Below are 23034 nucleotides of genomic sequence, written 5' to 3' on the forward strand. Positions count from 1 at the left end.
GCTGCCGAATTCCGGCCGGTGTGCATCACTGCCCTTGGGGGTGGTCAGGATGATGCGTATGGCCTGGTCGATGTCGCGCAGGCCCTCGACCACCTCACCGGAAGTACCGAGGGCGGGTTGCCAGTGGGCGGCGGTGATGCTGGTATAGGGAGTAGGCGTGGTCATGGGCCCATGATGTATGGGCCTGCCCAGGATGGCTTTTAATCGAGTTTAAAGAGAGCTAGTGGGTGTGATGGTTCGAGTTTCCAGCGGCGTCCATGATCGTTCCACTGGCGTTGACGTTGCCATTGACCTGCAGTTCGCCGTTCATCTGCAGGTTTCCATTCAGCGTGACCTGCGGGATATCTAATGTCGCTGCAGGCGCCCTGACCACCACCGGCTCCCCAGCTTCAACCGTGATATTCCGCCCGCACTTCACAAGCAAAGCCCCCACACAGTCCAGCATCATGACCCCAGCCGCACGGTCGTAGGTCGAGACAGTCCCGTCGCTGAAACGTACATAGTCCGAGTCCTCATCGACAACGGGCGGCGGTTCTGCTGTTGAATAGACCCCGCCCAGATACACACCATCCACGCCATCGGCATCAAGCAACACCGCAACCTGCTCACCCAGCTCGGGCATCAATGGGCGGCGCTTGGTGCCCTGCGTGTTGCGCTGGGGCACGTTGAGCCAGTAGCTCTCGACACCATCCCGCTCATCCAGGCGCACCCGGATACGGCAGGTCATGTAGTCCACGGCACTGACTTCGCCGTACTCCAATTCAACGCCCATCAGGCGATCACCTCGTGCTCGATGCCATAGGTCGAAAGAGCCAGGTCAGGCTTGGTGTTTTCCAGCGTCATGGAGATCGAGGGCGCCGAGATCCGGCACGACTCCATGTCAACGATGTAGCCACCACTGCGAGTCATTTCATGGCGAGCGGATGTGATCAGGTAGTTGCCTCCAAGCTTGCCAGCGGCCGCCAGGGTGACGATGTTCCCGCTAACCAGGTTTGGGCGGCCCATTGCGGTCCAACTGCCCTTTGTACGCTCCCGATTGGCCTTGGCCAGCTCAGCTTTAGCTTTTGCCTTGGCTTCTTCTGCCGAGGCGGTGCGCTTACGTTTCTTCTTTGTGTCGCCGCTTGTGGTGGTCTTGCTCGCGCTGCTGGGGACCGCGACGGTCTCGCCGTTGACGATGTCGTAGGCGACCAGCTTTTTTTGCGCGGGGTCTTTGTGTTTTACCTTCACGGCTTTGGGAATGTCGCGGATCTGGTCCCGTAGGTTGACGTTGGCCAGGTCGCCGAGGACTTGAGTGGCCACTGGCGCACCTCTGGCCAGTTCACTGATTGCGTGAAACACCATCTTGTTGCCGGTGACCTTGAAGGCATAGTCATACTCCTCGGCCAGCTTACGCAGAAAGACCAGGTCCGACTCTTGCTGCGTCAGTCGGTCAAGCTTGATTGGCTCGATGCTGCCCACCAGGACCAGCCCTTGGCGTGCGGCAACCTGCTTGGCCACTGCATCCAACGTGGTGTTCTCGTAGGCCTTGTGTTCCGGCGTGCGCAAAGGGCTGTTGATGCCCGTGCCCAGGGCACGAATGGTGATCGTCGAGGGCGGGCAACGCAGCTCGATACCGTCGATCTCAAACCGGCCAACGGTTCGTAGAGGCTGCCCAGCCCATCCGATGGACAGCGCCAAGGTATCGCCGTGCCCCGGATACCAAGCGTCTCGCCACTTGCCCTCCGAGTCTTCAAGCTCGACATCCAGGTTATCGGCTTCGCCCGTCAGGAAGTCCTGGTAAGTCAGTGATAACAGGTGGTCGCTGATGTTCCGCGTGATATTGCGCTGCTGGTACGTCAGCACGAAGCGCGCCTCGGGCACCTGTGCAGGTGTTATCGCATCCATGGCGGTAGATCCTCCGCTGCTGGTTCGGGTTCAAGGATGGGGATGGCCAGGGTCAAGCCTGCAGGTAAAGCAGCTGTGATCGGCACATGAGGGTTGGCCTCAACGATCGGCAAATAGCGGTGAGCATCACCGTAGTAGCGCCAAGCCAATTGATCCCAGCGTTCTCCCTCAGTGGTGACATGGACTAGAAACATCATGCCTTCCTCGTGAGGACCTGCGCGGCCAGGCCGGACAGTCGAGTACTGGCGCCATCCATCTTTGTCAGCGCCTGGCCAAGTGACTCTCTCGATGCGGCGAACCGGTCAACGATGTTGCCCAGGTCTACCGGGTCCAGGCTGGAGCGAGACCCCATGACGCTGGAGAGCACATCCTCGCCCAGCCGCGACAAGTCGGAGCCGTCATCGAGCAGGCCAGCCGCGTCCTTGAGTCCCTGCAGTGGCTCGATTGCCCGAGCGGTCACTCCCAGCAACTGGGGGACTTGGCCAAGGATCATCGAGGCATTACCGCTTTTGACCGTCTCATAAAGGTTCTGACCGGCCTTCAGCACGTTACCGGCAGTTTTCGCGTGCCCGATCACCAGTTGGGTTGTGCTGGGTGATGGCAGCATCCGCGAGATGAGACCAGGTGAACCTGTCACTGCTGCAGAAGTTCCACTGACCGCCGGATCGAGCAGGCCAGGACGAAGAACCTTGCGAGTAAACGCCCCCGTGTACTCCTTCAGGCTTACTTGGACCGAGGCCGACCTGATCTGGCCTTTATCCGTCGCGCGACGGATGACGTTGCTGACGTTGGTGACGACAAACGGGCCCAAGTACTCGCCGCTCCCCATCACGAGCGCCAGGGGCTCATGCTTTTTTTTGGCCAGACGCAAGGCCCGCAGCCGCGCCTCGGGGTCGCCTAGGACGGAGTGCAGTTCGATGGTCAGGTTTACTTCATCCAACCCTTCACCGATCCATTCCAACAAGGGCTTGCCCTGGATACGGGTGTGTTCCGCCCAGTCAGCCGATCCGCGCTGCTCCATGCCGCTGATGCCACCGGCAACGGTAAATTCAATCTCGCCCAGGATCGCGAACATCAGGCGTTACCTCCGCCTGCAGGCCCGTAGCTGCGACGTTGCTTGTCGTACTCGTAACGCTCAATGAACCGCACAAAGTCGGCATAACCGACCTGCAGCGCCTGGTTGACCTGGTCACGCACGCCAGGCCCGCCAGGCACATTGATCTGAGGTGAATAGTGGAAGGTCGGCGGACCACCTGCACCAGGAGCAGCGCCCGCCGAGGCTCCACCACCGCTTCCCATCATGCTGGCCTTGGAGACAGCTGCAGGATCGGGAGGGAGCAGATCAACCTTCGATTGTGCTGCCATGCCCAAAGCGGCGTTGCGAACCAGGCCCGCCTGAGAGCTGATCCCGATGACGGCGCCTTCACTGATGTTTGCGCCGTACCCCATGAACACGCGGCTAGGCGACTGAATGCCGAGGGTCTCGGTGAACCAGCCTTTGACTGAGCCAGCGACACCAAGAACGGTGTCTTTGAGTGACCCAACCATATTGCCGATGCCGTTGATCAGACCCGTTATCAGCATGCTGCCAAACTCGGTGAACTTCCCAGGCAGCTCGATTCCGAAGTAGCTCATCACCCCCGCGAAGGCTTTGTAAAACAGCCCGGTAGGCGAGAAGTTAATGATCAACGAGGCAACACCACTAAGCCCGCCACTGAAGGCCTGGGGGATCTCTGCAATGAGTTCCAGAAGCCAGCGAGCAGGAGTGAATAGCGCCGAAAAGACGGCCCCGACAACCCGTCCAAATTCGACCCCTGACCAGGTTGCCCGGCCGAGCGAGTCGCCTGTCGCCTGGACGGGGCTAAAGAACTCTTTAAACCACTGGATCACCGGTTTCAGAAGTGCTCCCACACTCGATAGCAAAGGGGCCAGGGGCTCAAAAGCAGCGGCAAAAGCTTCGCGGATTGGCTTGATACCCTCAATAAATCCGGAGAAAAAACCAGTGACCCATGCCTTGATAGGTTCCCAGTATTTGTAGATCAGAAGTCCAGCCACCACGACGGCGGCGATGCCAGCAATGATCCATCCAATAGGTGTAGCCGCGAGAGTGGCGCCGAACGCAGCTGTCGCGGCAGTAAGACCAGGCAGCAATGCAGTCAAGCCACTGACTCCCGATATCAGAGGAGCAAAGCGAGTCGCCAGCATTGAAGCTCTCAGCAGAGCTGTCTTGCCTGACAGTAACGACATCATGGTGCCTGCACTATTGAGCGCGCTCAGCCCAAGGTTGGCGCCATACTTCACACCAATGAATGCCAACTTCAGCGCGACGATACTGGCGACTGCTTTTACAACGCCACTGACCAGGGCTGGATTGTTTTCCGCCCAAACAGCAAATGATCGAACGACCGGAACAATTGCCTGAGTAATCTCTACAAGAGAAGGTAGAAGCGCTCCGCCCAAAGAAATGCCTACCTCGGACAAGCTGATTGTCAGTGCTTTCAGTTGCTCCTTTGCACTCCCCATACGCTTTTGCCATTTATCATCAAGAACCCCTTTATCCGCCGCGCTCGCACTGCCTTTCTGGATGTCCGCCCCCTCCGCACGGTTGGCCAGCGCCGGCCGGATGTAAGACAACGCTTGCTGGTCACGAAAAAGCTCACCCAGTTTGTAGGCTTCATTTAGACGATTAAGTGCAATCTCTCGCTCTTTTCCATCTTTAATTTCCATAACCTTCTGAAGTTGTTCAGCCGCTTCCGGTCCCTTTGTCCCCATGTACTTGGTGACAACATCAAGCATCGCCTGAGTCGGTGTCAGGCCATTCTTAATCATATTGTTCAACGACTGTTTGATATCGATGCCAGCGTCATTAAACGCTTTCAAAGTATCCGGAGAAGTCAGCTTAGAAAGGAAGTTTTTGAAGTTGTTGGCAGCCTCGTCATTACTACCGGCCCCCTTACGTGCAATCTGCAGAGATGCGCCAATTTCAGCAACGGCACGCTCTCCAGTAATCCCCAGGGCGGCGAACTGCGGCGTCAACTGCGGAAGCCATTTGGCCATGTCCGCCAGTTCAAACTGGCCGCGATCACCCGCGTAAGCAAGCATGTTCATGGCTCGCTCCAGGCCTTCTGCACCAATCCCGAGATTGTCATTCAGCGCGATGGCTACTGAGCCAAGGTCATCCATACTCGCCCGAGTGGATGTTGCCGCTTTTGCCATGATAGGGGCGTAAGCAGCCAACTCCTTCGCACTGGAAATACCACCTGCAATCAGTACACCAGTACCCTTGGCAACTTCAGTCTGCGTCTGGTTCCATTTCAACGCAGCACCGCGCATCACGTCGCTGAGATCCTTTTCCTCGGCCTCGTCGAATCCACCCGTAATGGCGATGTCACGAGTCTGGTCCTTGAAGTCGATGGCTGTTCGCAACGACTGCACAATAGGAGCGCCGACAACTGCGGCTGTGCCCAAGGTCTCCATGGCCTGGCCACGCAGCTCACTGCGTTGGTTTTTGAGCGTGACGCCTCTGGCAATACTGGCGTTGAGGCCTTCTTGCTTGACCTTCAACTGCTCAATCGCTCGGCCGACCTGGTCATATTGGCGGCGCATGCGCTCGATGCCCGCGCCGCCCCGAGCGAGGGACGCGGCCAGTTCAGTCCCGATAAGCCTTTGCTTGGCCGTAAGACCATCAGTCGCACGTCCGAGTTGCTGCACAGTTGACCGAGCAGAACCGAATGCGGCACTCAAGGAGCCCGATACAGCGGCGCCTATTCGCAGGCCGACTAAGACTTCATTCGCCATAAAGTACTCTGCTGGCTATCTGATTGAGGGGGCGCCCCAAGATCAGGGGCGCCGGGTGGTACGAGTGAGCGGATGGTTAGCGCTGTGCCTGTTCGGCAATCTCGACACGGCGGTCGATTTCTCGCCTGCACACGTCAACCCAGAACCAGTACCGGTCCATGTTCAGCTCGTCGATCTCAGACGGCTGCATCCTCAGCACCAGCAACAGTGCTTCGTCCCAGGATTGCAGCAAGGTCTCCTCCGCCAGCCATTTCCCGAAACACCTCAACAATCTTCTGGTTGTCGGCGATGTCCAGGTCCATCAAGTCTTCGATGGTGAGGCCGGTCATTTTGGCGAGCAGGAAGTCCTCCAGCACGTGCTCGTCCTTGGTGTAGGCCTGAGCGGCGCTGATATCTTTGCGCTTGAGTCGGGTGATGGGCAGCGAGTTGATTTTCACACCAGCTGCGGAGGTGAAGGGAAACTTGAGGGGGATACTGAGTTTGTCGGCCACGTTCGTTACTCCAGGTTGATCGATTGATCAGTTGCTCTAAATGAGCCCTGAGCATCGCACCTGGTCGTGGCACTGGCTTTTAATCGAGTTTAAAGACGAAGCCCCACACAATTGGCGGGGCTTCGGGTTACCGTCCTGGCGGCTCCCTTGGAGCTAGTCCTGGTCATGCATCAGCAGTGTCGGCGGCACTGGCACTGGCAACGCGGTGTGATCTGATAGCGACCGGTCGCCAATGCATAACTCAATGCTTGCACCAACACAGCGGTCGGGGTGTCTTCCAACACTTTGCTCCAGTATTGCTGTGCGCGAACAAGATCGATGTCCCGGCGAACCTGGCTATCAATCACAGTCACAATGGCATTCGACGCGTCCCAATTGTCAGCTTGTTGTTTAGGAGTCAAGGACATGACCACCTCCAATATCAAACGATTCGATACAGCTCGGTTTGCCAGAGTGACTCAAGCCTGACCAATGTTCTGCCGGTACTTGGACAACTGGTCCTGACCGCCTACGCGGAAGATGTTGGCCAGGTAGTCGAGCAACACCACCTCCTGTCCATCCAGTACCTGACGCACGTATGTCGCCGAGAATGGCGTTTCATACTTGGTCGGATCTCGTGGCTTGTGACTGCCCAGCTGATATTCCTTGCCAGTAATGGTCATCATCGTGACCAGGGCGACCTCGTTTACCAGGCCACCGTTGTTGAACACCTGGAGGTTGGAGCGACATTGCAGTTGTACGCTCTTGAACGGGGTCACCAGCTTGATTGCAGCGTCGTAGTACACGCTGTTCCAGATGATCTTGCCTTCGAGTTTATCGATGCCGTCTGGCAGTTCGATGAGGCCGACCATCCCCAGTCCCTGAAAGTCACTGGTCACGGTTTTAATCGAGCCGAGATCGATCTCTTCGGCGCGGCCGAAGAAGCTGGCACCGTCGATATAGATTGCGGCGTTGGAAACGCGGTGTGCACTAAAACCGGCCATTATTGGGCTCCCAGGTTGACCAGGTATTCCCCGGTGATTTCGGTTTCAAATGTTCCGCGCTCAAATGGCAGCGGCACGGTCAGCTTGTAGTTGAACAACGCATGCCCTTGTTCCAGCTCCGTCTGAGGGTTGCGCGCCGGGTCATACCAGCACTCACCGCCGATCAGGGCTTCATCGCCGATCAGCTTGCGCAGGAACAGGTTGACGCTCTCGGTGATGCTGGTGATGAGCGAGTTGGTGATCGGCATGTCCACGAACTGCAGCGAGCTGTAACGAATCGACTCGTCGACAACGTCCTTGGTACGCCGGACGCTTTCGAAGTTGCGCATGTGGGTCACGGTCGGCCAAGCCGCTGTGCGGTTGCCCCACAAACGAAGACCGGTGCCGAATGAGTTGAAGGCGGTGGTGATGCCTACTTCGTTCAGCAGGTTGACTTCGCTGTTCGGATCATCGATCCGCGCCGTCAGCGGACGCTCAAGACCAATCACGCCGAGCATCTCCTGGTTGGAGCTGCTCCACCAGTACCCCTTGTCCTGGTCCACCTTGGCCCGCAGGCCCGCAGCACGAATCGACAGCGGCTGCAGGCGCTCGCCATTGGTGGCGGCGTCGTACACCTTGACGTGCGGGTAGCAGAGACGAACACGGTCACTGCTGCTGTTGAAGTTGATAGCGCCTGCAGGGCCACGACCGGCGATCACCTGTTGCACCGTGGTGCCGATAGGCGCATCGATGTAGGCAACCCCACTGACTTTGGTTGCTTCCGATATCAGCTCGACGCTGACCGAGTTCAGGGTACTGAACCCAGGCGCGATGAAGATTTTCGAGAAGAACCCCAGGGTGTTGTAGCTGTCCTGGAACGCCTTCAACCCGGTGCGTCGGCCTGCCACGGTCACCGCGCCGATGATCTCGGCAGGCGTGACCTTGGACGGGTCAGCATGGGTGTAATCCGCTTTCACCTGGGCATTGGCGGGAATACTGCCGGTGGTCAGTCGTTTCACCCGGCCGGTCAACATGTCCACGGCGTAGTCAGTGCCCAGCACATAGGCACTGTCGCCCTCTGCTGGTTTCAGCGTCAGCAGTTGCAAGGCCCCGTGTCCCAGTTGCAACAGGTCGTTGTCCCCGAACTGCTTCACCTGGCCAGGTACATTGGTTCGGTGGATTGCAGGATCAAGCACGTTGACCACAAGCACCGTACCGGCGCCGAAGTCATAGATGCCGTCCAGGGTCTCCGGGATGCTGAATCCGGTGAGGTGGGTGCCGAACTGGGCAGCGTCGCCCTCGGTCAAGCAAAGGGTCAGCTCATTGACTGGGCCGATAGGTGCGGTGCCGACCAGCGCAATAACTGCTGACTTGACCACCTTGATGGCCCGAGGGCCGCGCTCGATCTCGGTGGTTTCAATACCGTGTACGTAGTTGGCGCTCATGCCGACTCCCCTTGCTCAAAGTAAGTAATGCCCTGCGCGGTGATCCGACAATGAATGGACTCGTGACGGATCAGTCCCATCTCAACCAGGAACTCAAGCGCGAATACACATTCTTGTGGGTCATGCCCCAAGGTATGCGTCAGGTCTCGCGAGAATCCCGACTGCCCGGCTTTACGCTTCTCATAGAGAACACCGAGCATGGCCTGACGGATTACCTGTTGGCGCGCGATGAAGTCGCGTTCAGAGGAGCTGGCCATTAAGACTTCGCTCCTTTGGGGGCAGTCTCGGCAGCAGACTTGGATGAGGCTTTGGCCTCCACCGGCAGTGCCTGCAAATGCTTCAGCTCCAGCAACACCTTGGTGTACTCGTGGTCTGCAGGTAACTCTACGCTTTCGCCAGTATGCAGTTGCACTTCCAGCAGCTGGCGAGTGGCGCCTACCCGCAGGGAGGCGGCGCTTTGTGGGCCGGTGTAGATGTAGCGGGTAAGGTTCATGGGTTCTCCTCAAATTGGAGGTTGGGCGACAGAGGTGGACCGATTGGGGCTGGCGCCTGCAGTTGAGTGGCGCGCATTGCAAAGTCCTGCCCGTACTGCCAGAGGCCGCTGACCTGGCCGATAAACTGTTCGGCCACCGGGCGACAGGCCTGGTCGCAGTGCGGAGCGAACCAGCCCGTCAGGCAAGCGCGGATCTGATCCAAGTAGCTGACCACTCCGTCCTTGCCATTGAGTTGGCGAAACACCAGGGTCAGTCTGATGACGATGTTGCGGGCCTGGAACATGGAGTCACCGGCCTCGGAACCGCCAAAGGTGGATTTGCCGTAGGCCAGCAAAATCGCACCGTGAGGGTGATTCAAGCGGTAACCCGCTGGGTTTTCAGGAAACAGCTCGACCATCAGCAACTTGCCGAAGGCCTCCTGCAGGCGGACACGCATGGCGTCCAGCAGTTGCTCGGTTTGGGTTTTGGGCTGGCTCATTTGTATCGCTCCCAGAGATCTCCACCAAACTGCTGGCGACGTGCGCGAACATGGATCTCACCAGGCTCTGGCGCGGCTTGCCCGCTGGGCATGCCCAAGGTGACAACACCGTCACGGATGCTCTCCAGGAGCTTGATGGTGTCCTTGCGGCTGTCCTTCACCGCATCAGGCAAAGCACCTTCAGGACGGCGCTGATACAACCAGTGCCGAGCCAGGTACACCACTGCATCCCGCAACACGGTGGGCACCGGATTGAGCGGCAAGTCGTAGCGGCCTCGTAGATAGCCATCAACCAGCTCTTCTGCCTGGCGGACGGCATCCTCGATCACGTTCTCGTTGGGCTGCTCGGCTGCGGGGTCATCGTTCGAGAGCTGAACAAGGGTCAGCTCAGGAATGGCCCGCCCGATGTCATCACGGGTGCAGTAGCGCATGACTGGTCAGATTCCCCGGACGATACGAATGACATCGCCTGCAGCAGTCGCTGCATCCATGGCGAAGCCGTTGGACTTACCGGTAGCGAGAGTCACCGCACGCCCCGAGGCGTCCGACTCGACCTCGGCACCGGCCGTCACTGCAGCACCGGCCACGACCAGGCAGATACCCAGGGCACTGACGGGTGCCACGCTATCGGCTTCGGTATCGGCTTGAACCGTACCCAGGGCCTTGGCACCGGCCGCGCACAAGCCACCCGCGAAGTTGGCAAAGCGGTTGCGCGGAAGATCGACCAGAGCGACCACCGAGGTGATGAGAACAGGTTGTTGAGTCTTCATTTTTCGCTCCGGGACGGTTTGATAATTCGGCGGTCCAACAGCGGCGCCGCGTCCTTGTCGTTCAGGAAAATGTCATCGCCCTGGTGATACCAGGTGCCGTCATGCAGCACGGACGACACATCGGTCACCAGGTAACCAGGTAACTTTCCGGCCCCTAGAGCACTGTCTTGAAGTGCTGAGGCAGGAGGTGTGGACCGCTGCGAGACACTCAGCCCTGCCCGAAACTGATCAAGGGGCCCGCCAAGATCACTGTCGGCCCCATCACCCGTTAGGGTGAGTGATGAGGAAGTTGCATCAGCTGTCGCTGTGCCGGATGAAGGGGCGGCCGGGGCTACGGGAACTGCATTTGCAGCTGGAGCGCCGGACTGTTCGCTCGCTGGCGCAGCGCCTGATTGCGAAAGTGCTCCAGCAACTGGGGGGACTGCAGCGGCCTGGCTGACACTACCCGGAGCCGCGTCAGCAGCCTTTTCCGAAGTACTGTCCTGGTCTTGTCCTGTCTTTTTAGCAGCCATGGAAACCTCAGCCGTTGATATCGGAAATCAGGTAACCGGCATCAGCGCCCACGACCACAGGCTTATAGATGTCAGTGTTACGAACGAAGCGCACTTTGCCGCCCGAGCCGTCATAGGTATCGATCTCGGGCATACCCTTACGGCGCAGGGTGTAGCCGAAGCTCGGTTCGTCGTGGTCGGCCTGGGCGCCAGCTGCAGGCTTGGCCACATAGGCCAACGTCATGTTGTCGCTCCAGATATCGGAGGTGTTGACCGAACCCGCCAGGGATTCGCCGATCAGGACATCCTGGATACCGAACAGGGCTTTCAGGTGTTCAACGGTGATCAACTTGCGTTCGGTCGAGCCCAAGGCTTCCTGGAGCTTTGGGTGAAACTTCAGTGACTGATACACCGAGGCGCCCATGGTCATGGTATTGGGGCGAATGCCGATTCGGCTGCGAACCACTTCCTTGCCTTGCTCGACCACTGCAATGGGGTCACCACCGCCGTTGCTCCATTGGCTGGAGCCCGACAAGGTCACCTTGGCACCAGCAAGGAAAGTGTTAGGGCTTTGCGCCAGCTTGGCGCAGGCCACTTCGCGGCGCAGATCGATAGCGTTGACGACACGACGGGAGGCCCGCGACTCAGCGTCGAACATGGACTCGTTCTTCTCGCGGTAGTCCACGGGATAGGCGAGGTCATGTTCGCGAAGTACCACGTCGAGGCCGTCCACATCATCCGGGGTCATGATGTTGGACTGGGCACGGATTGCCCGCTCGGTATCGTAGACCTCGAAAGCCTCCTTACCGAACAACGGAACAACCCCGGCTTCCTTATCCATCAGCGCGATAGGGAACAGGCCCTCGCCGATGTATTGGGCGTTGCGATAGCCCCGCGCCAGATTGGTGAGGACCGGGTCAACGATCCGCAGCTTGCTCAAACGATCAGCCATGATGACTCCTTGTTACTTGATGAGCTGGCGAACTGCCGACTCGTAGGGGATGTTCTTGTCGGCCGCCAGGGCAGCTGCACGGTTGTGCAAGCTGAGGCGGTCGGGGTCGGTGTTCTTCTCGGCGAACTCCAGATCGGTAGGTACATGCAGATCGCCCTGGCGGTCCTTGCTCGCCTGTTCGGCGAAGTCGATCTGTTGCGGCAGGTCGTCGAAGATCGCCTTAAGGCCTTCGATAACCGGCTTGCGTTGAGCGCCTTCACCGAACTCCAGCGGTGCATCACCTGCTTCAGCGAAGTCCAGGGCAGCGATCAGTGCGGCGGTGTGTTTGGGCAGCAGCTTGCCTGCACCGACCAGGCCTTCAGCGAAAGCCAGGTTCTTGGTATGACGTTGGGCAGCCTGTTCCTTCTGCTCCCGTTCCTGATGTGCGGCCAACTGAGTTTTGAGGCGAGTGTTTTCCGCCTCCAGGGCGGCTTTTTCCGCTGGGTTCACGGGGTGTTCCTCGGTGGTGGGTTTGTTGGGTGGGGTGGGTTCGGTGAATGCGGGGCTGTCGACTTCGCGGCGGGACTCCGCCAGTAAGTTGTCCACGTCCCAACCAGGAACAACGCGGTCAGCGTCTTCCTGACTGAACTTGTCGATGAGCCACTCGCGCAGGCGGCGGAAGACTCCGGCCGAAACGCTATCGCCGAAGTCACCGAACTCGACGACGCCCTCCTCGTCCTCCGCCAGTTCGATGGGGCGAAGCCCTTTGACTGACGGCGGTTGAGCGCCGAGAAAGCCGACATGACGCAGGTAGTACACGCCTGGCACCGGGTTGTTGGCGGCGTCGGGGTGATAGAAGGAGGCAGAGATCTTCTTGAATTTCTTTTGCGCCACCAGATCCGCGAAGGCCACATCAACCTCGTGTGGAACTGCGATCAGGCCGTCAGCGGCAGTCGAAAGCGATTTGACCCAACCGGCTGCAGGTGCATCGTGCTTGGGATGGCCAATGACCAACGGGGCCTCATGCAACGCTGGATCGTAGGCGAGTACCGTGGCGGCCAGATCGGACTCGCCAAAGGAAATGCAGGCGCCACTCATGGTGATGTGGTTGCCCGGCTTGAATATGTGGAGTGGCTTCATGGTCGGTGCGCTTCATTGAAGGTGATGCGCACAGACTGGGCCAATGAATGGCCCAAGGCTTTTAATCGAGTTTAAAGAGTGTCGGGGCGGTGTTGATGCGATCAGGGTGCCGTGGGCACCCGCGCAGCAGGATGGGAGTAAGGCAACAGAGCTTTATAAAGCGTTTACAGCGTTCTTCACCTGTACGGTTTGATGAACCGGAGCTGTATGCGTGCACAAGTGCCTCTGTGGAGCTTACAGGCGAGCGGCTCTTTCAAGGTGGCTCAATGCGAGTTCCAGGATTGCTTCCTCTGCTTCAGGCTGTAGTTCGCCCTCAGTGTCCATTGGTAGAAAAGGACGACCTGGAATGTCACCCCAGAGATGCGGGAAGTCTGATTGATCCCCACCAAACTGCATCATGGCGGCATAGGGTTTGTTGCTGCCGACCAGGGCGGAGCTATCGGTCGCCCGAGTAGTGATCGAGGCAGCCAAACCTGCAGCGCTGACCTGCAGCATCTGACCAGGCCAGTTGCCGTGCTTGGCTCGGCGTTCGGTGGTTACGTCTGACAGGTCTTCCCAGTCGGGGCGACCTTCTTCGCTGAAGTTTTCCTCAGTCTCGCTGGCCAGCTCGGCGGCAATGCCGCGCATCAGTGGCGCCAGATCCCCTACGGCCCACTCAACGCGACGCAAGGCTGTCTGCAGACGTTGGTGATCCAGTTCGATGGTGAACATTTCAAGCCTCCTAAGCGGCTGCCTGTTTGCGTTTCAGCATGTCGGCCAAGCCAGTACCTGGTGCGTGATTAAAGCCAGGGTCAGTGCGGAAGGTGATGGGCTTGCCCGCTGCATCGGTGGTGCGGATTCCGGTGATGGGCGCTGTGCGTACCTCACCGGTACGTTTGTCGATGCCAGTTTCCACGGTCTCGGTGAACATACGCCCATCACTCGACACAATCTTCAGGCCTCGGCGCTTCACTGCGGCTTCACTCAGAGCGACAACACGGCAACGGCAGTTGAATCCATTGGGTGGATAGATCGCGGACCAGATCGGATCATCGTGGCGGAACACCTGGCCGTGCAGCGCACGGTGACTGGGCCGGGTCTTGCCGTCCAGGATGGCCACGTACATCCAGTACGGATGAGTCTCGGTGGTTTGCTCCATCTCGGCCTTGCGGCCAGCCATATAGGCGCTCTGCAGGTTGGTTTGATAGATGGTCTTGAGACGGCGCGGACTGCCCAACTGGACCAACTCGCCGACGCCGTCACTGTCGACAATCACCTGTTTGCCCCACCAGCCTTGCGACTCAAGCGTGGGCTGCAGGGCGGCAATGAATTGCTTAAGGGTCTGACCTTCCTGCAGGGCCGTCTCCAGCGCCCCACGAATGTCCGACAGCAGATCCAGGCGCATGGCCTTTGCTACGGTGAAAGCCTGGTCGTGCGCCTTGTCGAGCATGTCCCGCCAATCCCAAGTGACCGCGTAGCCCTTGCTCTTCAAGTACGCAATAGCGTTGCTTGGCTCAAGGCCGAAGATGGCCTTGAGGTCGGCCGGGGTTGGGCTCTTAGTTGTGGTGGCCATCAGTCTTCCCGATCCGCACTGGCATTCAAGCGGCCCCAGATGTCGGCCATGAACAGCAGGCGCGTGAGGTTCTCCTGCAGCGCCTGGTCATCCATGGTCGGATAAGCTTCCGCCAACAGGCCGAGTGCCTCGGTGTCGGTACGAGCGCGCAACAGGGCATCGATCACAGAGGCAGCGGCCTGTTCGCCTTGCTCCTGGAGCAAAACGGCGGGAAGGCTATTGATGGCTTGATCAAGTGCTACTTGGTCGAGAATGGGCTTGAGGGACGCCTCAGCAAACTCTGAGGAGCCTGCTGGGGTCGGGGTCTCGTCCAGATCACCATCCTGCAGGTTGTAGGTGCGCTTCCAGTACTGCGGTGTAAATTTCACACCCGCTTCAGTCAACGACTTGTCGCGGTCGGCCTGCGTCTTGTCGATCTCCTCTTGTTCCCATAGCTCGTACACCGGAGCGGCCACGCTCTCGCCGAAGTTCAAATCGACGACTCGGCGAATGACCGCGTTAATGGTCGTCGCGACAATGCCTTTGTCGCCATCGCGGATGTCTTTGAGCACCTCAAGACCCGCTGTAGCGCTAGCTCTGTTGCTGTTGGATTCGGTGGTTTGGTTTTGCCCCAACAGCCCGACGTTGATCTCACTACGGCAGTAGACCAGTAGCTCGCGGTAGACCTCAGCACTGCCAGCCTTCCCAGCCGCTTCGATGATATCGACGCTGGAGTCATTCGGGATGGCAGCAACGGCGTCCTGGACCATCGCCTCCAGACTGTCGAGCAGCAGATCGGTCTCGCCAGTACTTGCTCCTCGGGGGTGTTTGCCAATCACCCAGGGCGAGCCGTATTTCTCTGTGAACTGGACCCAGAACTTCAGGCCGCCCTTCATGAAGATCACTGGCCAGAAGCACATGGACAGGTCAGGGAATCCATACGGGTTGTTGTAGGTCGCGTCCTGGCGGGCCACAACAAAGCGTTGCGGGTCGCATAGCTCGCCGGTCAGCCCAGCATCGCGAGCCCGGAAACGCAGATTGTTTTCCTGGTCGTAGAGGAACCACTCGGCTGGCTTGCCCAGCAGATCCTCGGGGACAATGCTCAACCCGAGTGGACGCCACATCACTTCGATGGGCTGAAACCCGAAAAGCGGCGCGTCCAGCATCTCGCGAATAATCCGGTCGAGATCGAGGTCAGCCAACCAGTCACGAACAAAACGCTCAACCCGCACCGGGGCATTGCCGCGTTTCAAGTCGCGCTCCAGGGCAAGTACCGACGACTTTCGGCGGCGGATGTTGCCGCCAACCAGGGCTGAGCTGCGCAGATCCCGATAGACCGTGATGTCCTTACCCTGGGCCTTGAGGATCGGGTCGGGGTTGGGCAGGTACATGCCCAGCGCCTGGGCATCGAAGCTGCGCGCCCGACTGGCGATATGTTCGGTCAGACCCTTGTGCTTCGGTTCGGCGAAGTTGACGAATTCTGTGGGGGTGACCCACACACCTTTCTTGTTCATGCGTACCCCTGGGTGATGCGGGTGCCCTGACGCGGGCGGCGAGACTTAACGGTGACCGGGCCATTCGGGCCGTCACTGGCATTCAACGCTAGAAAGCCCGCCCAGGTCCGGTCGGCGTGACCGGCCACGTCGGATTCGGCCACAAAGCGTGGCGCCCCTGTAGGCCCGGCGATCTTCTGAAGTTTGTGCAGGTCGTTACGCAGTTCGGCGTCACCCAGGGGAATACGAATCTGCTTGTCCTGGAACACTTCCTTGCCACGGGTGGCCATGGTCAGCTTGCTGGCGGTGTTGAAAATCACCCCTTCGACCCGCATCGAGCCGTGCCGCCGCTTGGCATCTTCCACTGGCTTTTCACCCATACCGGTTTGGTCCATGCAGCAACGCAACACCCGGTAACGAGCGAACACGTCATCGAGCAGAGCGTCTTGCTCCAGGAAGGACGCGCGTTTACGGGTGATGATTTCCCGCGTCCAGTACACATCGCCAACCTGTTCCAGCACCCAGATCACGTACAAGTCATTGCGGATGCCGATATCGACACCCACAAAACACGGCCCACCGCTGTAGAGCTCCGGGCGACCGGCCTGGTCATGTTCCACATCGTTGATCAGTTCAAAGCTCAACCAGGCACTGGCTTCATCCAGCCACTGCAATTCAAATTCCTGCGCCCAGGCGTCCTCATCATTGAGGGCGGTGCGCATCTGCTCGATGTCCCGAGGTAGACCGTCAGCAACAGCAGCGTGAATATCGACCGTATGCCGCGACCAGATCTCGGCCAGCTTCTTATCAGTCATCAGCTCATAGAACTTATTACCCTTGCCGTTCGGGGTGCTGGTGATACGCAGCTTCCAGCCGTTGGAGATCACGGGAAACAAGGCCGTCCAGATCTTTCGACTGTCCTGGTGAAAGGCGAATTCGTCCAGGAATACATTGGCGCTAAACCCCCGTGCGGTATCGGGGTTGGCGGGCAAGGCGGTGATCTTCGAACCGCCCGGCAAGACCACGTCCAACATGGTGAAGCGTTCGCCAGAAGATCCTTTGAACTCGCCCTCGATCTCCTGCACCGCCAGGTTGTAAGCGCGGCAATGCTTCTTGACGCCTTCGTCCATGGCTTCCTTGGCCTGGCGTTCACCACGGGACAGAATGACCCAGCGGGTACGACTGCCACGGGATTCAGCCTCGAAACAGTCATCGACGATTTCCAGGGTACTGGTGAAGGTCTTGCCGGTCTGGCGGGCAAACATCCCAATCTTGAAACGCTCACGGTCGCGCAGCCATTTTTTCTGGTAGGCGAACAGCGGTAAGGCGGGCTGTAGGATGCTCATAGCCCATAGACCTCTTGTCGAATGCGCTGCAGGGTTTCTACTGACAACGCACCCGACTTGCCCAGTTCATCCAGCTTGCCTTGCTGTTCGCGCACCAGGCGCTCCTGTGCAGCTTTCTCGATAGCCTGGCGTTCTTTGATACTGAGGGTGCGGGCCTGCATAGTGTTCTTTGCCGCCCGTGCCAACTCGGCCACTTCCTTGGTGGTGACATCATCTTTCTCATGGGCGCCCATGGCGGCCTGGTAGGCCAACGTCGAAATGGCCTCGACCAGCAAGGCGCCGGTCTTGTCAGATGCATCTTCCCCAAAGGCGCCCACGAAGGCTTCGGCCTGCTCGCGGTGCTGTCGTGTTTTCTCAGTCAGCAGATCGAAGCCCTGCTTGAAACGCCCCAACGCGCTGCGGCTGGGGGCTTTCTCGTTGGGAAAGCGCGACTGGATATCGGCCAGCATTTCATTCAGCGTCATGCAGTCTTTGCGCAGCAGCTTCTGGATGTACGCCTTGACCATTGGCGGCAGACGATTGATGGACGACTTGCCCGCCATGGTTATGCCCCCGGCCGCTTGATACCTGGCACCCGCGCACGTCCTGCCGCGATGTCTTGGCCACGCTCGGTGAGGGTGGCCACGAGTACTGGGCCAACATCGGAAACAGTTATTGCGCCTTGCTCGGCCAACCAGTGCAGCTCGGTTTTAACCTGGTCACGGCTGAGCGTATGGCCAAAGCTATCCAAGGCCATGGTCAGCACCGAGCTGTTGGCCCGGTAACCGGTTGTCTCGGCCAGCAGGCGTAGAATCACCAGGCGATAATCTTCACGCAGAAAGGCGGCGTATTGGGTCATGTCTTCTCTCGCAGCAAGTAATCATTGATCCGGTCCAGCGAACGGGCTAAAGGGCCAAGCGCTTCCTTGACCCCCGACAGCTCGGCTCGTACCGCCTTCATGTCGCCCAGCAAATCGGTGACGGCAGTCTGGTCAGGCAGGTGGCGGACGTGCTCTTCCAGCGCGACGATACGAGTACGCAGCTCCAGCAGTTCCTGAGCGCTGGCCGCCTGGCGGTTGGTGAACCAGGTGTAGATACCAATGACCGTGAGCACGACCCACTGAACGGCAGTGAAGCTGAAGTTGAGTTGTTCTAGGTTCATTCAAAACCCCGCGTGGCCATGTGTTCCAAGGCGTCTATGCAGTCAAAGCAATGTTCGATACCAGGGTTTTCCTGGCGTTGATCTTCAGGAATTGCATCGCCGCATTCATCGCAGCGGTAAGCTGAACGACCGGAGCTACGTCGCAAACTACTGTTGCGAACACGCAGTTCCGAATCGCTGATGTCGTCATCTGTAGCGGGTTCAGCTACATCCATAGGGCGTCAGTCCTTTTCCTGGAGATCAAGCAAGGCATTGAGCTGGGCAAGGTTGGCTCTGGCCCACACGCCGTAGTCCTGGGCATGGGCAAGAATGTCTGCGGGAGTGACGCCGCTTTCCAGTAACTCGGCGTCAGTGCCGGGGGTGGGCCAGGCCGCTTTTTCAGCAGCGGTGACAGCGGTGCCCGGTCCTGGGGCGGGCACACCGAGGGCGGTGTTGAAGTCGCGCAGCCAACCAGCAGTGAACACGCAACGAGGAATAGGCTTAGCAACTGCGCCAGGCGCCGGAATGTAGTTCGTTGTGACATGGGGAATTCGCTCCTGGAGCTGACGCTTCTCTTCTGCGTGTCGGTCAAAGGTGGCGAGCAGCAAGGCCTCGGCTTCGTTCGCACGGGCAACCTGCTGCAGCAGCTGTAGTCGGTTTGCCCCCTCAGCCGCCAAGGCCTGTTCAGCGTGCTCAGCCGCAAGGTTCGACTGATTGGTTTTGCCCTGGGCCTCGGCATACCGGAAGCCGAAGCCGTAGGCGATTGAACCGGCAGCCGCTGCACTGATTACGCAAGCCAGCGCGGCCACCAGAATCCCTGATGGCAGCCGATCAAGCGCGACCATGGCGATGTCTCATACGGTTGCGGGACTGCCGCGCACGGCGTTTGGCTGCTGCTATGCCGGTCTTGCCGTGGCGATAAGGGGGCATGGCACTGGATCGGCTCCAGGTACCCGCATCACTGCCTGGAGAGGGCCAGCGACACATGCCCGCCAGCCCCACCAGCAGTGCCGCGAAAGCTCTACTGAAGAGGTTCAGTCTCATGGCTGCCCCCCTGATCAGGTTGGCCTGGCCCTTGCCGGACCAGGCGAGCGATGAACAACAGAACAGCCAACACGCTGTTGACCATTGCGTAGATCGAGGGGGAAAGCTGGGCTTCCCACATGGGCAGGATGGTCACCTGCAGGAGGCCCAGCAACGCGATGACGATAGCCAGCTGGACGCTATGGAGCTTCCAGCAGCAATGGCAATTGTCGATCAGCTTCATGCTGCCACCCCGAAGCCACCGTGCTGGATGCCACGCTCGACACCCGCCAAGGCCAGGCCATCGGCGATAACAGACTCGCCGTACCACAGACCACCAGGCAACGGACCTGGGCCGTTTTCGTGACGAATGATGGCCAGTACCAGGGCGCGCATGGTGGTGTAGTCGTATACGTCCAGACCTTCGTAGTTGGGATCGAGCCCCATCGCTCGGGCCACGGTCAGCGTGTAGGCCTCGGTATCGTTCTCAGTCGCTGGAGCCCAGCGCTCGATGATCTCGCGCACGCTATCGATCCGGCTGCCATCGGCGGCCAGACGTTTGTCTTGATAGGTGATCAGTACCCGAGCGATGGCGCGAATACCCCAACGCGGGGCATTGAACTGGACGAACGATTTATCGCCCTGGAGGACTGCCATGCCTTGCCAGCGAGTGCCTTTCGCGTGGCGGATATTACCGGGGTTGAAGTTGCGGATGCCGCGAGGGGTTTCGGGTCGCATCGGACGCCTCCTGTAATGGCGCCGCAAGTTTCGGACGCCAGAAATACACACGCCGCCATGATCGGCGGCGTGGGACAGGAAGGCTTTTAATCGAGTTTAAAGAGATCTGATTAAGTGCAACTTTAAGCTGCTGGGGTAGCGGATACCAGACAAGCGTCGCGGGCTGTCTTATACGATTTCAATGCGTCTTGAATTGAACCAGGGATCTTTTCCACCCCAGCATTCATCGCAGCAGCTCGCTGAGACTGCCACCACAAACTGGCATAAATACCAGCAGAAAAACATTGCCCTAGCGGTTCGAAAACCGAGTCACCGAATTGCGTTTTACCGGAGTCAACCAGTGTATTAAATCGCCGGCTCTGAGCACCAATTTCCTTCAGCTGTCCGCTTTTGAGGACCGCAATACTATCAAGCATCGCCGTATCCAGATCTTCGACGTGCTTGGTTGCACTGAGAAGAGCTTGTTCGCTTGCACTTGTGTATGTGCTTACGGCCTTAACGGGCTCCAATTTTGACTCGGCTTCGGGTTGTGGGCGAGGTGAGGTAGCCACCACAACCCAATACAACGCTCCAGCTATAAGTACCCATAACGAGACCAGAGCAGCCTTTTCAGCTGCCCCCATATCCTTCCACGTTCTGCGCTTTACCTTTGCCATAAATATCTCCCTGTTTACATTAGAACCAAAATCTTCCGACTAGAACTCCAAAAACAAACAGACCAAATGAATTCCATTTGTAGATAATCAAGAACTCTCGAAGCGCCAATGCTCCAGAGGAATCTCCCCCCTGGATAGAGGAAGGGACTGACTGACCTTGGAAGCTCTTAAGGAATCCAAGGACCTGCCGTAGCTCTTCACGCTTGAGCTGTGTCAGCTCGGTTCGCCCAAACGTCAAGTCGCAAAAATCATTCATTTCCCTTGTCGCGTCTTTCTCTGCTGCTAACCGTAAAATCCGATCCGTGAGGCGTCGCTTGTCAGCGATCTCCTGCAACTGTTCAAGTCGATCTTGAAGAACATTTTTTGCCTTCTGAAAATCTTCTGCACAGATATCATCAATTGAGCTGACAGACAGATGGGCATGGACACTACGCCAAGTTTCCCACGGATCATCCCCAAGCTCTTCACACTTAGCTCGTAACTCATGAAGCTCTTTCCTCTGGACAGCTAACAGAGCCCGCGGGAGTGGTTTTCCAGGAAAGTTAAGCTGTGTGCCGAAGTTAATATTCGCATTATTCCCTTTTACCTTTATCTGCGATGGAGGCGTTTCATCTTCGGCCAAAGGAAATGAACCGAAACTCTCGGTCAACCTTGCCTTAATCTTTTCCAGCTTTTCATCCTCACCCTGCATAAAAACCTCCATCTACTACGTCAGCGATTGACTACTAGCTTCAAAATCTTCCCAAGTTGAGCCCCATCTAACTCTTGTTCGGGAGCCAAAATGTTGTAAACCTCTGCCGCAGTTATAGCCAACTCTCGCACAGGCCATCGACGCTTAGTCTGCTGTATGAGTCCTTCGAGCATGCCAGCAATTCGAGCCAATCTTTCGACGTCAATCTCTGCTAAACATTTGCTCGGTTCATCTCTAGCGCCCGAATACTTTCCTGTGACGATGTAAAGAACATCGCCGCCAGCCTGCTCAAATGCACTCAAGTACGAAACATCAGGCTGTCGTTCGCCTTTTTCATAGTTTCGTTGTGATCGCATGGTCACACCACAACAGTCCGCTAGCTGTTGTTGGCTCAACTCAAGGCGTTCCCTTTCCTTACGCAGTCGATCCCCAAAAAAAGGCACGTTTGTTCCTCTACACAGATTGACATGGGAACGATTGTTCCCCATTATTCACCACAGAGGACAACACATGACCCCGCTTAACCACAACAAAAAGCGAGGCTGTGAGCCAAGAACGCATCCGCAGTAGACCACCAAAGAAAGCCGCAATTTACCACACAGGAGGCGCCATGAACGGCCCCGCAACGTCACTTGATTCGGCGCCACTGCCGTATCCACAAACACCCACAAGCGCCAATGCCTGGTTTGTAAGTCATGGCATTTGCAAATCTCAATGGGCCAGGGCCCTGGGTTTTGATCGCATGACCGTTGTCGACCTCTTGCGCGGACGACTGAAGGGCCACCGTGGCGAAGCACACCACGTAGCTGTTGCCCTGGGGCTGAAGCCCAATCCCGCCCGCACCAAATCAAAACCAGCTGTCGCAGCTAAAGCCGCGTAACCGGAGCCATTCATGACTCAGCCTATTTCTGCTGCTGCTCGTGCCCTGCGTGTACTCAAGGCCTTAAAAGGCCACACCTTCACCGGCCTCAGCAATACCGATCTTGCTCAACTTACAAAGGACAGCCCCAGCAACATCAGCCGCGCCATGCAAACCCTGATCGAGGAAGGCTTGGCAGTGAAGCTTGATAACGGCCGCTTTGCCCACTCAATTGGCATGTTGCAAATCGCACAGGCACACGCCGAACACATGGCGCGCCTGACTCAGCGCATGCAGGAAACCAATCAGCGTATCGCCGCCGGTTCGATGAACTAAGGAGAAACACCATGGCACGCACCAAAAGCAAACTCGCACCAACTGTTGAAACTACCCCTCTGGACGGCGAAGTTCTTACAGCTAATCAAAACTCCATGGCCAGCATCAATTCTGAGGTGACCACGCAGCTCGGTGATGGTCAGCCGTATGACCGCACTCGACTTGTCAATGAAGTGCGCTTCTATATGTCACAGAGCGCTGAAGCGATGCTAGAAGCAGGTAAGCGCTTGATCATCATCAAAGAGATCGAGGGACATGGTGAGTTCCTGCATATCGTCCAAGAGCAATTGGGACTTGAACCTCGTATTGCTCAGAAGATGGCACAAGCAGCGATGAAAGTATGCGTCCGGCCAAGTCA

General features: G+C 58.0%; 33 protein-coding genes and 1 pseudogene. 3 read left to right on the forward strand and 31 right to left on the reverse strand.

The window, feature by feature from the left end:
* Nucleotides 1-220 precede the first annotated feature (220 nt).
* The 31 genes from U873_RS0133430 to U873_RS35715 all read right to left on the reverse strand — a co-directional run bounded on the left by U873_RS0133430 (nucleotide 221) and on the right by U873_RS35715 (nucleotide 21969).
* Nucleotides 221-772 (reverse strand): phage baseplate assembly protein V, encoded by a 552-nt coding sequence (locus tag U873_RS0133430; protein WP_025132378.1) that lies wholly within the window; start codon nucleotides 770-772, stop codon nucleotides 221-223.
* Entirely contained in the window at nucleotides 772-1884 is a 1113-nt protein-coding gene (locus U873_RS0133435; protein WP_025132379.1) for a phage late control D family protein, read from the reverse strand. The genes U873_RS0133430 and U873_RS0133435 overlap by 1 nt, the downstream gene beginning before the upstream one ends.
* On the reverse strand, nucleotides 1872-2081 hold the full coding sequence (locus U873_RS35705) for a tail protein X (RefSeq protein WP_081818753.1): 210 nt from the start codon (nucleotides 2079-2081) through the stop codon (nucleotides 1872-1874). Before U873_RS35705 ends, U873_RS0133435 begins: the two co-directional genes overlap by 13 nt.
* The gene (locus tag U873_RS0133440) at nucleotides 2078-2959 is read right to left on the reverse strand and encodes a phage tail protein (RefSeq protein ID WP_025132380.1); all 882 of its coding nucleotides are present in this window, start codon (nucleotides 2957-2959) and stop codon (nucleotides 2078-2080) included. The genes U873_RS35705 and U873_RS0133440 overlap by 4 nt, the downstream gene beginning before the upstream one ends.
* Entirely contained in the window at nucleotides 2959-5682 is a 2724-nt protein-coding gene (locus U873_RS0133445; RefSeq protein WP_025132381.1) for a phage tail tape measure protein, read from the reverse strand. The genes U873_RS0133440 and U873_RS0133445 overlap by 1 nt, the downstream gene beginning before the upstream one ends.
* A 176-nt stretch (nucleotides 5683-5858) precedes the next feature.
* On the reverse strand, nucleotides 5859-6173 hold the full coding sequence (locus tag U873_RS0133455) for a phage tail assembly protein (RefSeq protein ID WP_025132382.1): 315 nt from the start codon (nucleotides 6171-6173) through the stop codon (nucleotides 5859-5861).
* 170 nt (nucleotides 6174-6343) lie between these two features.
* A complete protein-coding gene (locus tag U873_RS36830) occupies nucleotides 6344-6580 on the reverse strand; it encodes a hypothetical protein (protein WP_157838140.1) in 237 nt (78 codons plus the stop codon).
* A gap of 51 nt (nucleotides 6581-6631) precedes the next feature.
* Nucleotides 6632-7156: a phage major tail tube protein gene (locus U873_RS0133460; RefSeq protein WP_025132383.1), complete on the reverse strand. Its 525-nt coding sequence runs from the start codon at nucleotides 7154-7156 to the stop codon at nucleotides 6632-6634.
* Nucleotides 7156-8580, reverse strand: coding sequence for a phage tail sheath subtilisin-like domain-containing protein (locus tag U873_RS0133465; protein ID WP_025132384.1), 1425 nt, complete (start codon nucleotides 8578-8580; stop codon nucleotides 7156-7158). Before U873_RS0133465 ends, U873_RS0133460 begins: the two co-directional genes overlap by 1 nt.
* Nucleotides 8577-8837, reverse strand: coding sequence for a hypothetical protein (locus tag U873_RS0133470; protein ID WP_025132385.1), 261 nt, complete (start codon nucleotides 8835-8837; stop codon nucleotides 8577-8579). Before U873_RS0133470 ends, U873_RS0133465 begins: the two co-directional genes overlap by 4 nt.
* Nucleotides 8837-9073 carry a hypothetical protein gene (locus tag U873_RS0133475; RefSeq protein WP_025132386.1) on the reverse strand — a complete coding sequence of 79 codons (237 nt, stop codon included), beginning with the start codon at nucleotides 9071-9073 and terminating at the stop codon, nucleotides 8837-8839. Before U873_RS0133475 ends, U873_RS0133470 begins: the two co-directional genes overlap by 1 nt.
* On the reverse strand, nucleotides 9070-9552 hold the full coding sequence (locus U873_RS0133480; protein WP_025132387.1) for a Gp37 family protein: 483 nt from the start codon (nucleotides 9550-9552) through the stop codon (nucleotides 9070-9072). The genes U873_RS0133475 and U873_RS0133480 overlap by 4 nt, the downstream gene beginning before the upstream one ends.
* Nucleotides 9549-9983 carry a gp436 family protein gene (locus tag U873_RS0133485; protein WP_025132388.1) on the reverse strand — a complete coding sequence of 145 codons (435 nt, stop codon included), beginning with the start codon at nucleotides 9981-9983 and terminating at the stop codon, nucleotides 9549-9551. Before U873_RS0133485 ends, U873_RS0133480 begins: the two co-directional genes overlap by 4 nt.
* Before the next feature lie 6 nt (nucleotides 9984-9989).
* A complete protein-coding gene (locus U873_RS0133490; protein WP_025132389.1) occupies nucleotides 9990-10322 on the reverse strand; it encodes a capsid cement protein in 333 nt (110 codons plus the stop codon).
* Complete coding sequence (locus U873_RS37365) at nucleotides 10319-10450, reverse strand: hypothetical protein (RefSeq protein WP_256245364.1); 132 nt, start codon at nucleotides 10448-10450, stop codon at nucleotides 10319-10321. The genes U873_RS0133490 and U873_RS37365 overlap by 4 nt, the downstream gene beginning before the upstream one ends.
* A gap of 391 nt (nucleotides 10451-10841) precedes the next feature.
* Nucleotides 10842-11765: a hypothetical protein gene (locus tag U873_RS0133505; protein WP_025132390.1), complete on the reverse strand. Its 924-nt coding sequence runs from the start codon at nucleotides 11763-11765 to the stop codon at nucleotides 10842-10844.
* Between the two features lie 12 nt (nucleotides 11766-11777).
* Entirely contained in the window at nucleotides 11778-12842 is a 1065-nt protein-coding gene (locus tag U873_RS0133510) for a peptidase (RefSeq protein WP_256245367.1), read from the reverse strand.
* Between the two features lie 276 nt (nucleotides 12843-13118).
* Nucleotides 13119-13595 carry a phage virion morphogenesis protein gene (locus tag U873_RS0133515; RefSeq protein ID WP_025132392.1) on the reverse strand — a complete coding sequence of 159 codons (477 nt, stop codon included), beginning with the start codon at nucleotides 13593-13595 and terminating at the stop codon, nucleotides 13119-13121.
* A gap of 10 nt (nucleotides 13596-13605) precedes the next feature.
* Entirely contained in the window at nucleotides 13606-14436 is an 831-nt protein-coding gene (locus U873_RS0133520; protein ID WP_025132393.1) for a phage minor head protein, read from the reverse strand.
* The gene (locus tag U873_RS0133525; protein WP_025132394.1) at nucleotides 14436-15929 is read right to left on the reverse strand and encodes a DUF935 family protein; all 1494 of its coding nucleotides are present in this window, start codon (nucleotides 15927-15929) and stop codon (nucleotides 14436-14438) included. The genes U873_RS0133520 and U873_RS0133525 overlap by 1 nt, the downstream gene beginning before the upstream one ends.
* The gene (locus U873_RS0133530; protein WP_029978874.1) at nucleotides 15926-17254 is read right to left on the reverse strand and encodes a terminase large subunit domain-containing protein; all 1329 of its coding nucleotides are present in this window, start codon (nucleotides 17252-17254) and stop codon (nucleotides 15926-15928) included. The genes U873_RS0133525 and U873_RS0133530 overlap by 4 nt, the downstream gene beginning before the upstream one ends.
* The gene (locus tag U873_RS0133535; protein WP_025132396.1) at nucleotides 17251-17796 is read right to left on the reverse strand and encodes a phage protein Gp27 family protein; all 546 of its coding nucleotides are present in this window, start codon (nucleotides 17794-17796) and stop codon (nucleotides 17251-17253) included. Before U873_RS0133535 ends, U873_RS0133530 begins: the two co-directional genes overlap by 4 nt.
* 2 nt (nucleotides 17797-17798) lie before the next feature.
* Nucleotides 17799-18092, reverse strand: a complete 294-nt coding sequence (locus U873_RS0133540; protein WP_025132397.1) for a hypothetical protein — start codon at nucleotides 18090-18092, stop codon at nucleotides 17799-17801.
* On the reverse strand, nucleotides 18089-18394 hold the full coding sequence (locus U873_RS0133545; RefSeq protein WP_025132398.1) for a hypothetical protein: 306 nt from the start codon (nucleotides 18392-18394) through the stop codon (nucleotides 18089-18091). Before U873_RS0133545 ends, U873_RS0133540 begins: the two co-directional genes overlap by 4 nt.
* The gene (locus tag U873_RS35710) at nucleotides 18391-18609 is read right to left on the reverse strand and encodes a TraR/DksA C4-type zinc finger protein (RefSeq protein WP_081818754.1); all 219 of its coding nucleotides are present in this window, start codon (nucleotides 18607-18609) and stop codon (nucleotides 18391-18393) included. The genes U873_RS0133545 and U873_RS35710 overlap by 4 nt, the downstream gene beginning before the upstream one ends.
* A gap of 6 nt (nucleotides 18610-18615) precedes the next feature.
* Nucleotides 18616-19218 carry a hypothetical protein gene (locus U873_RS0133550; RefSeq protein WP_025132399.1) on the reverse strand — a complete coding sequence of 201 codons (603 nt, stop codon included), beginning with the start codon at nucleotides 19216-19218 and terminating at the stop codon, nucleotides 18616-18618.
* A 176-nt stretch (nucleotides 19219-19394) separates the two neighbouring features.
* Nucleotides 19395-19640, reverse strand: a complete 246-nt coding sequence (locus tag U873_RS0133555) for a hypothetical protein (protein WP_025132400.1) — start codon at nucleotides 19638-19640, stop codon at nucleotides 19395-19397.
* The gene (locus U873_RS0133560) at nucleotides 19637-20134 is read right to left on the reverse strand and encodes a hypothetical protein (RefSeq protein ID WP_025132401.1); all 498 of its coding nucleotides are present in this window, start codon (nucleotides 20132-20134) and stop codon (nucleotides 19637-19639) included. The genes U873_RS0133555 and U873_RS0133560 overlap by 4 nt, the downstream gene beginning before the upstream one ends.
* Before the next feature lie 122 nt (nucleotides 20135-20256).
* A complete protein-coding gene (locus tag U873_RS36835) occupies nucleotides 20257-20790 on the reverse strand; it encodes a hypothetical protein (protein WP_157838141.1) in 534 nt (177 codons plus the stop codon).
* Between the two features lie 19 nt (nucleotides 20791-20809).
* Nucleotides 20810-21481, reverse strand: coding sequence for a hypothetical protein (locus U873_RS0133565; protein ID WP_025132402.1), 672 nt, complete (start codon nucleotides 21479-21481; stop codon nucleotides 20810-20812).
* 20 nt (nucleotides 21482-21501) lie between these two features.
* Nucleotides 21502-21969: a helix-turn-helix domain-containing protein gene (locus U873_RS35715; protein ID WP_081818755.1), complete on the reverse strand. Its 468-nt coding sequence runs from the start codon at nucleotides 21967-21969 to the stop codon at nucleotides 21502-21504.
* A 122-nt stretch (nucleotides 21970-22091) separates the two neighbouring features.
* Here U873_RS35715 and U873_RS35720 point away from each other — a divergent pair, with 122 nt between their 5' ends.
* From U873_RS35720 to U873_RS0133580, 3 genes and pseudogenes are all read left to right on the forward strand, one after another.
* Nucleotides 22092-22361 carry a DNA-binding protein gene (locus tag U873_RS35720; protein ID WP_081818756.1) on the forward strand — a complete coding sequence of 90 codons (270 nt, stop codon included), beginning with the start codon at nucleotides 22092-22094 and terminating at the stop codon, nucleotides 22359-22361.
* Between the two features lie 12 nt (nucleotides 22362-22373).
* The gene (locus tag U873_RS0133575) at nucleotides 22374-22676 is read left to right on the forward strand and encodes a helix-turn-helix domain-containing protein (RefSeq protein WP_025132404.1); all 303 of its coding nucleotides are present in this window, start codon (nucleotides 22374-22376) and stop codon (nucleotides 22674-22676) included.
* An 11-nt stretch (nucleotides 22677-22687) separates the two neighbouring features.
* A pseudogene (locus tag U873_RS0133580) lies at nucleotides 22688-23034 on the forward strand (DUF3102 domain-containing protein); the annotation flags it as partial.

Source organism: Pseudomonas sp. PH1b (assembly GCF_000633395.1).
In the GTDB taxonomy this organism is placed as follows: domain Bacteria; phylum Pseudomonadota; class Gammaproteobacteria; order Pseudomonadales; family Pseudomonadaceae; genus Aquipseudomonas.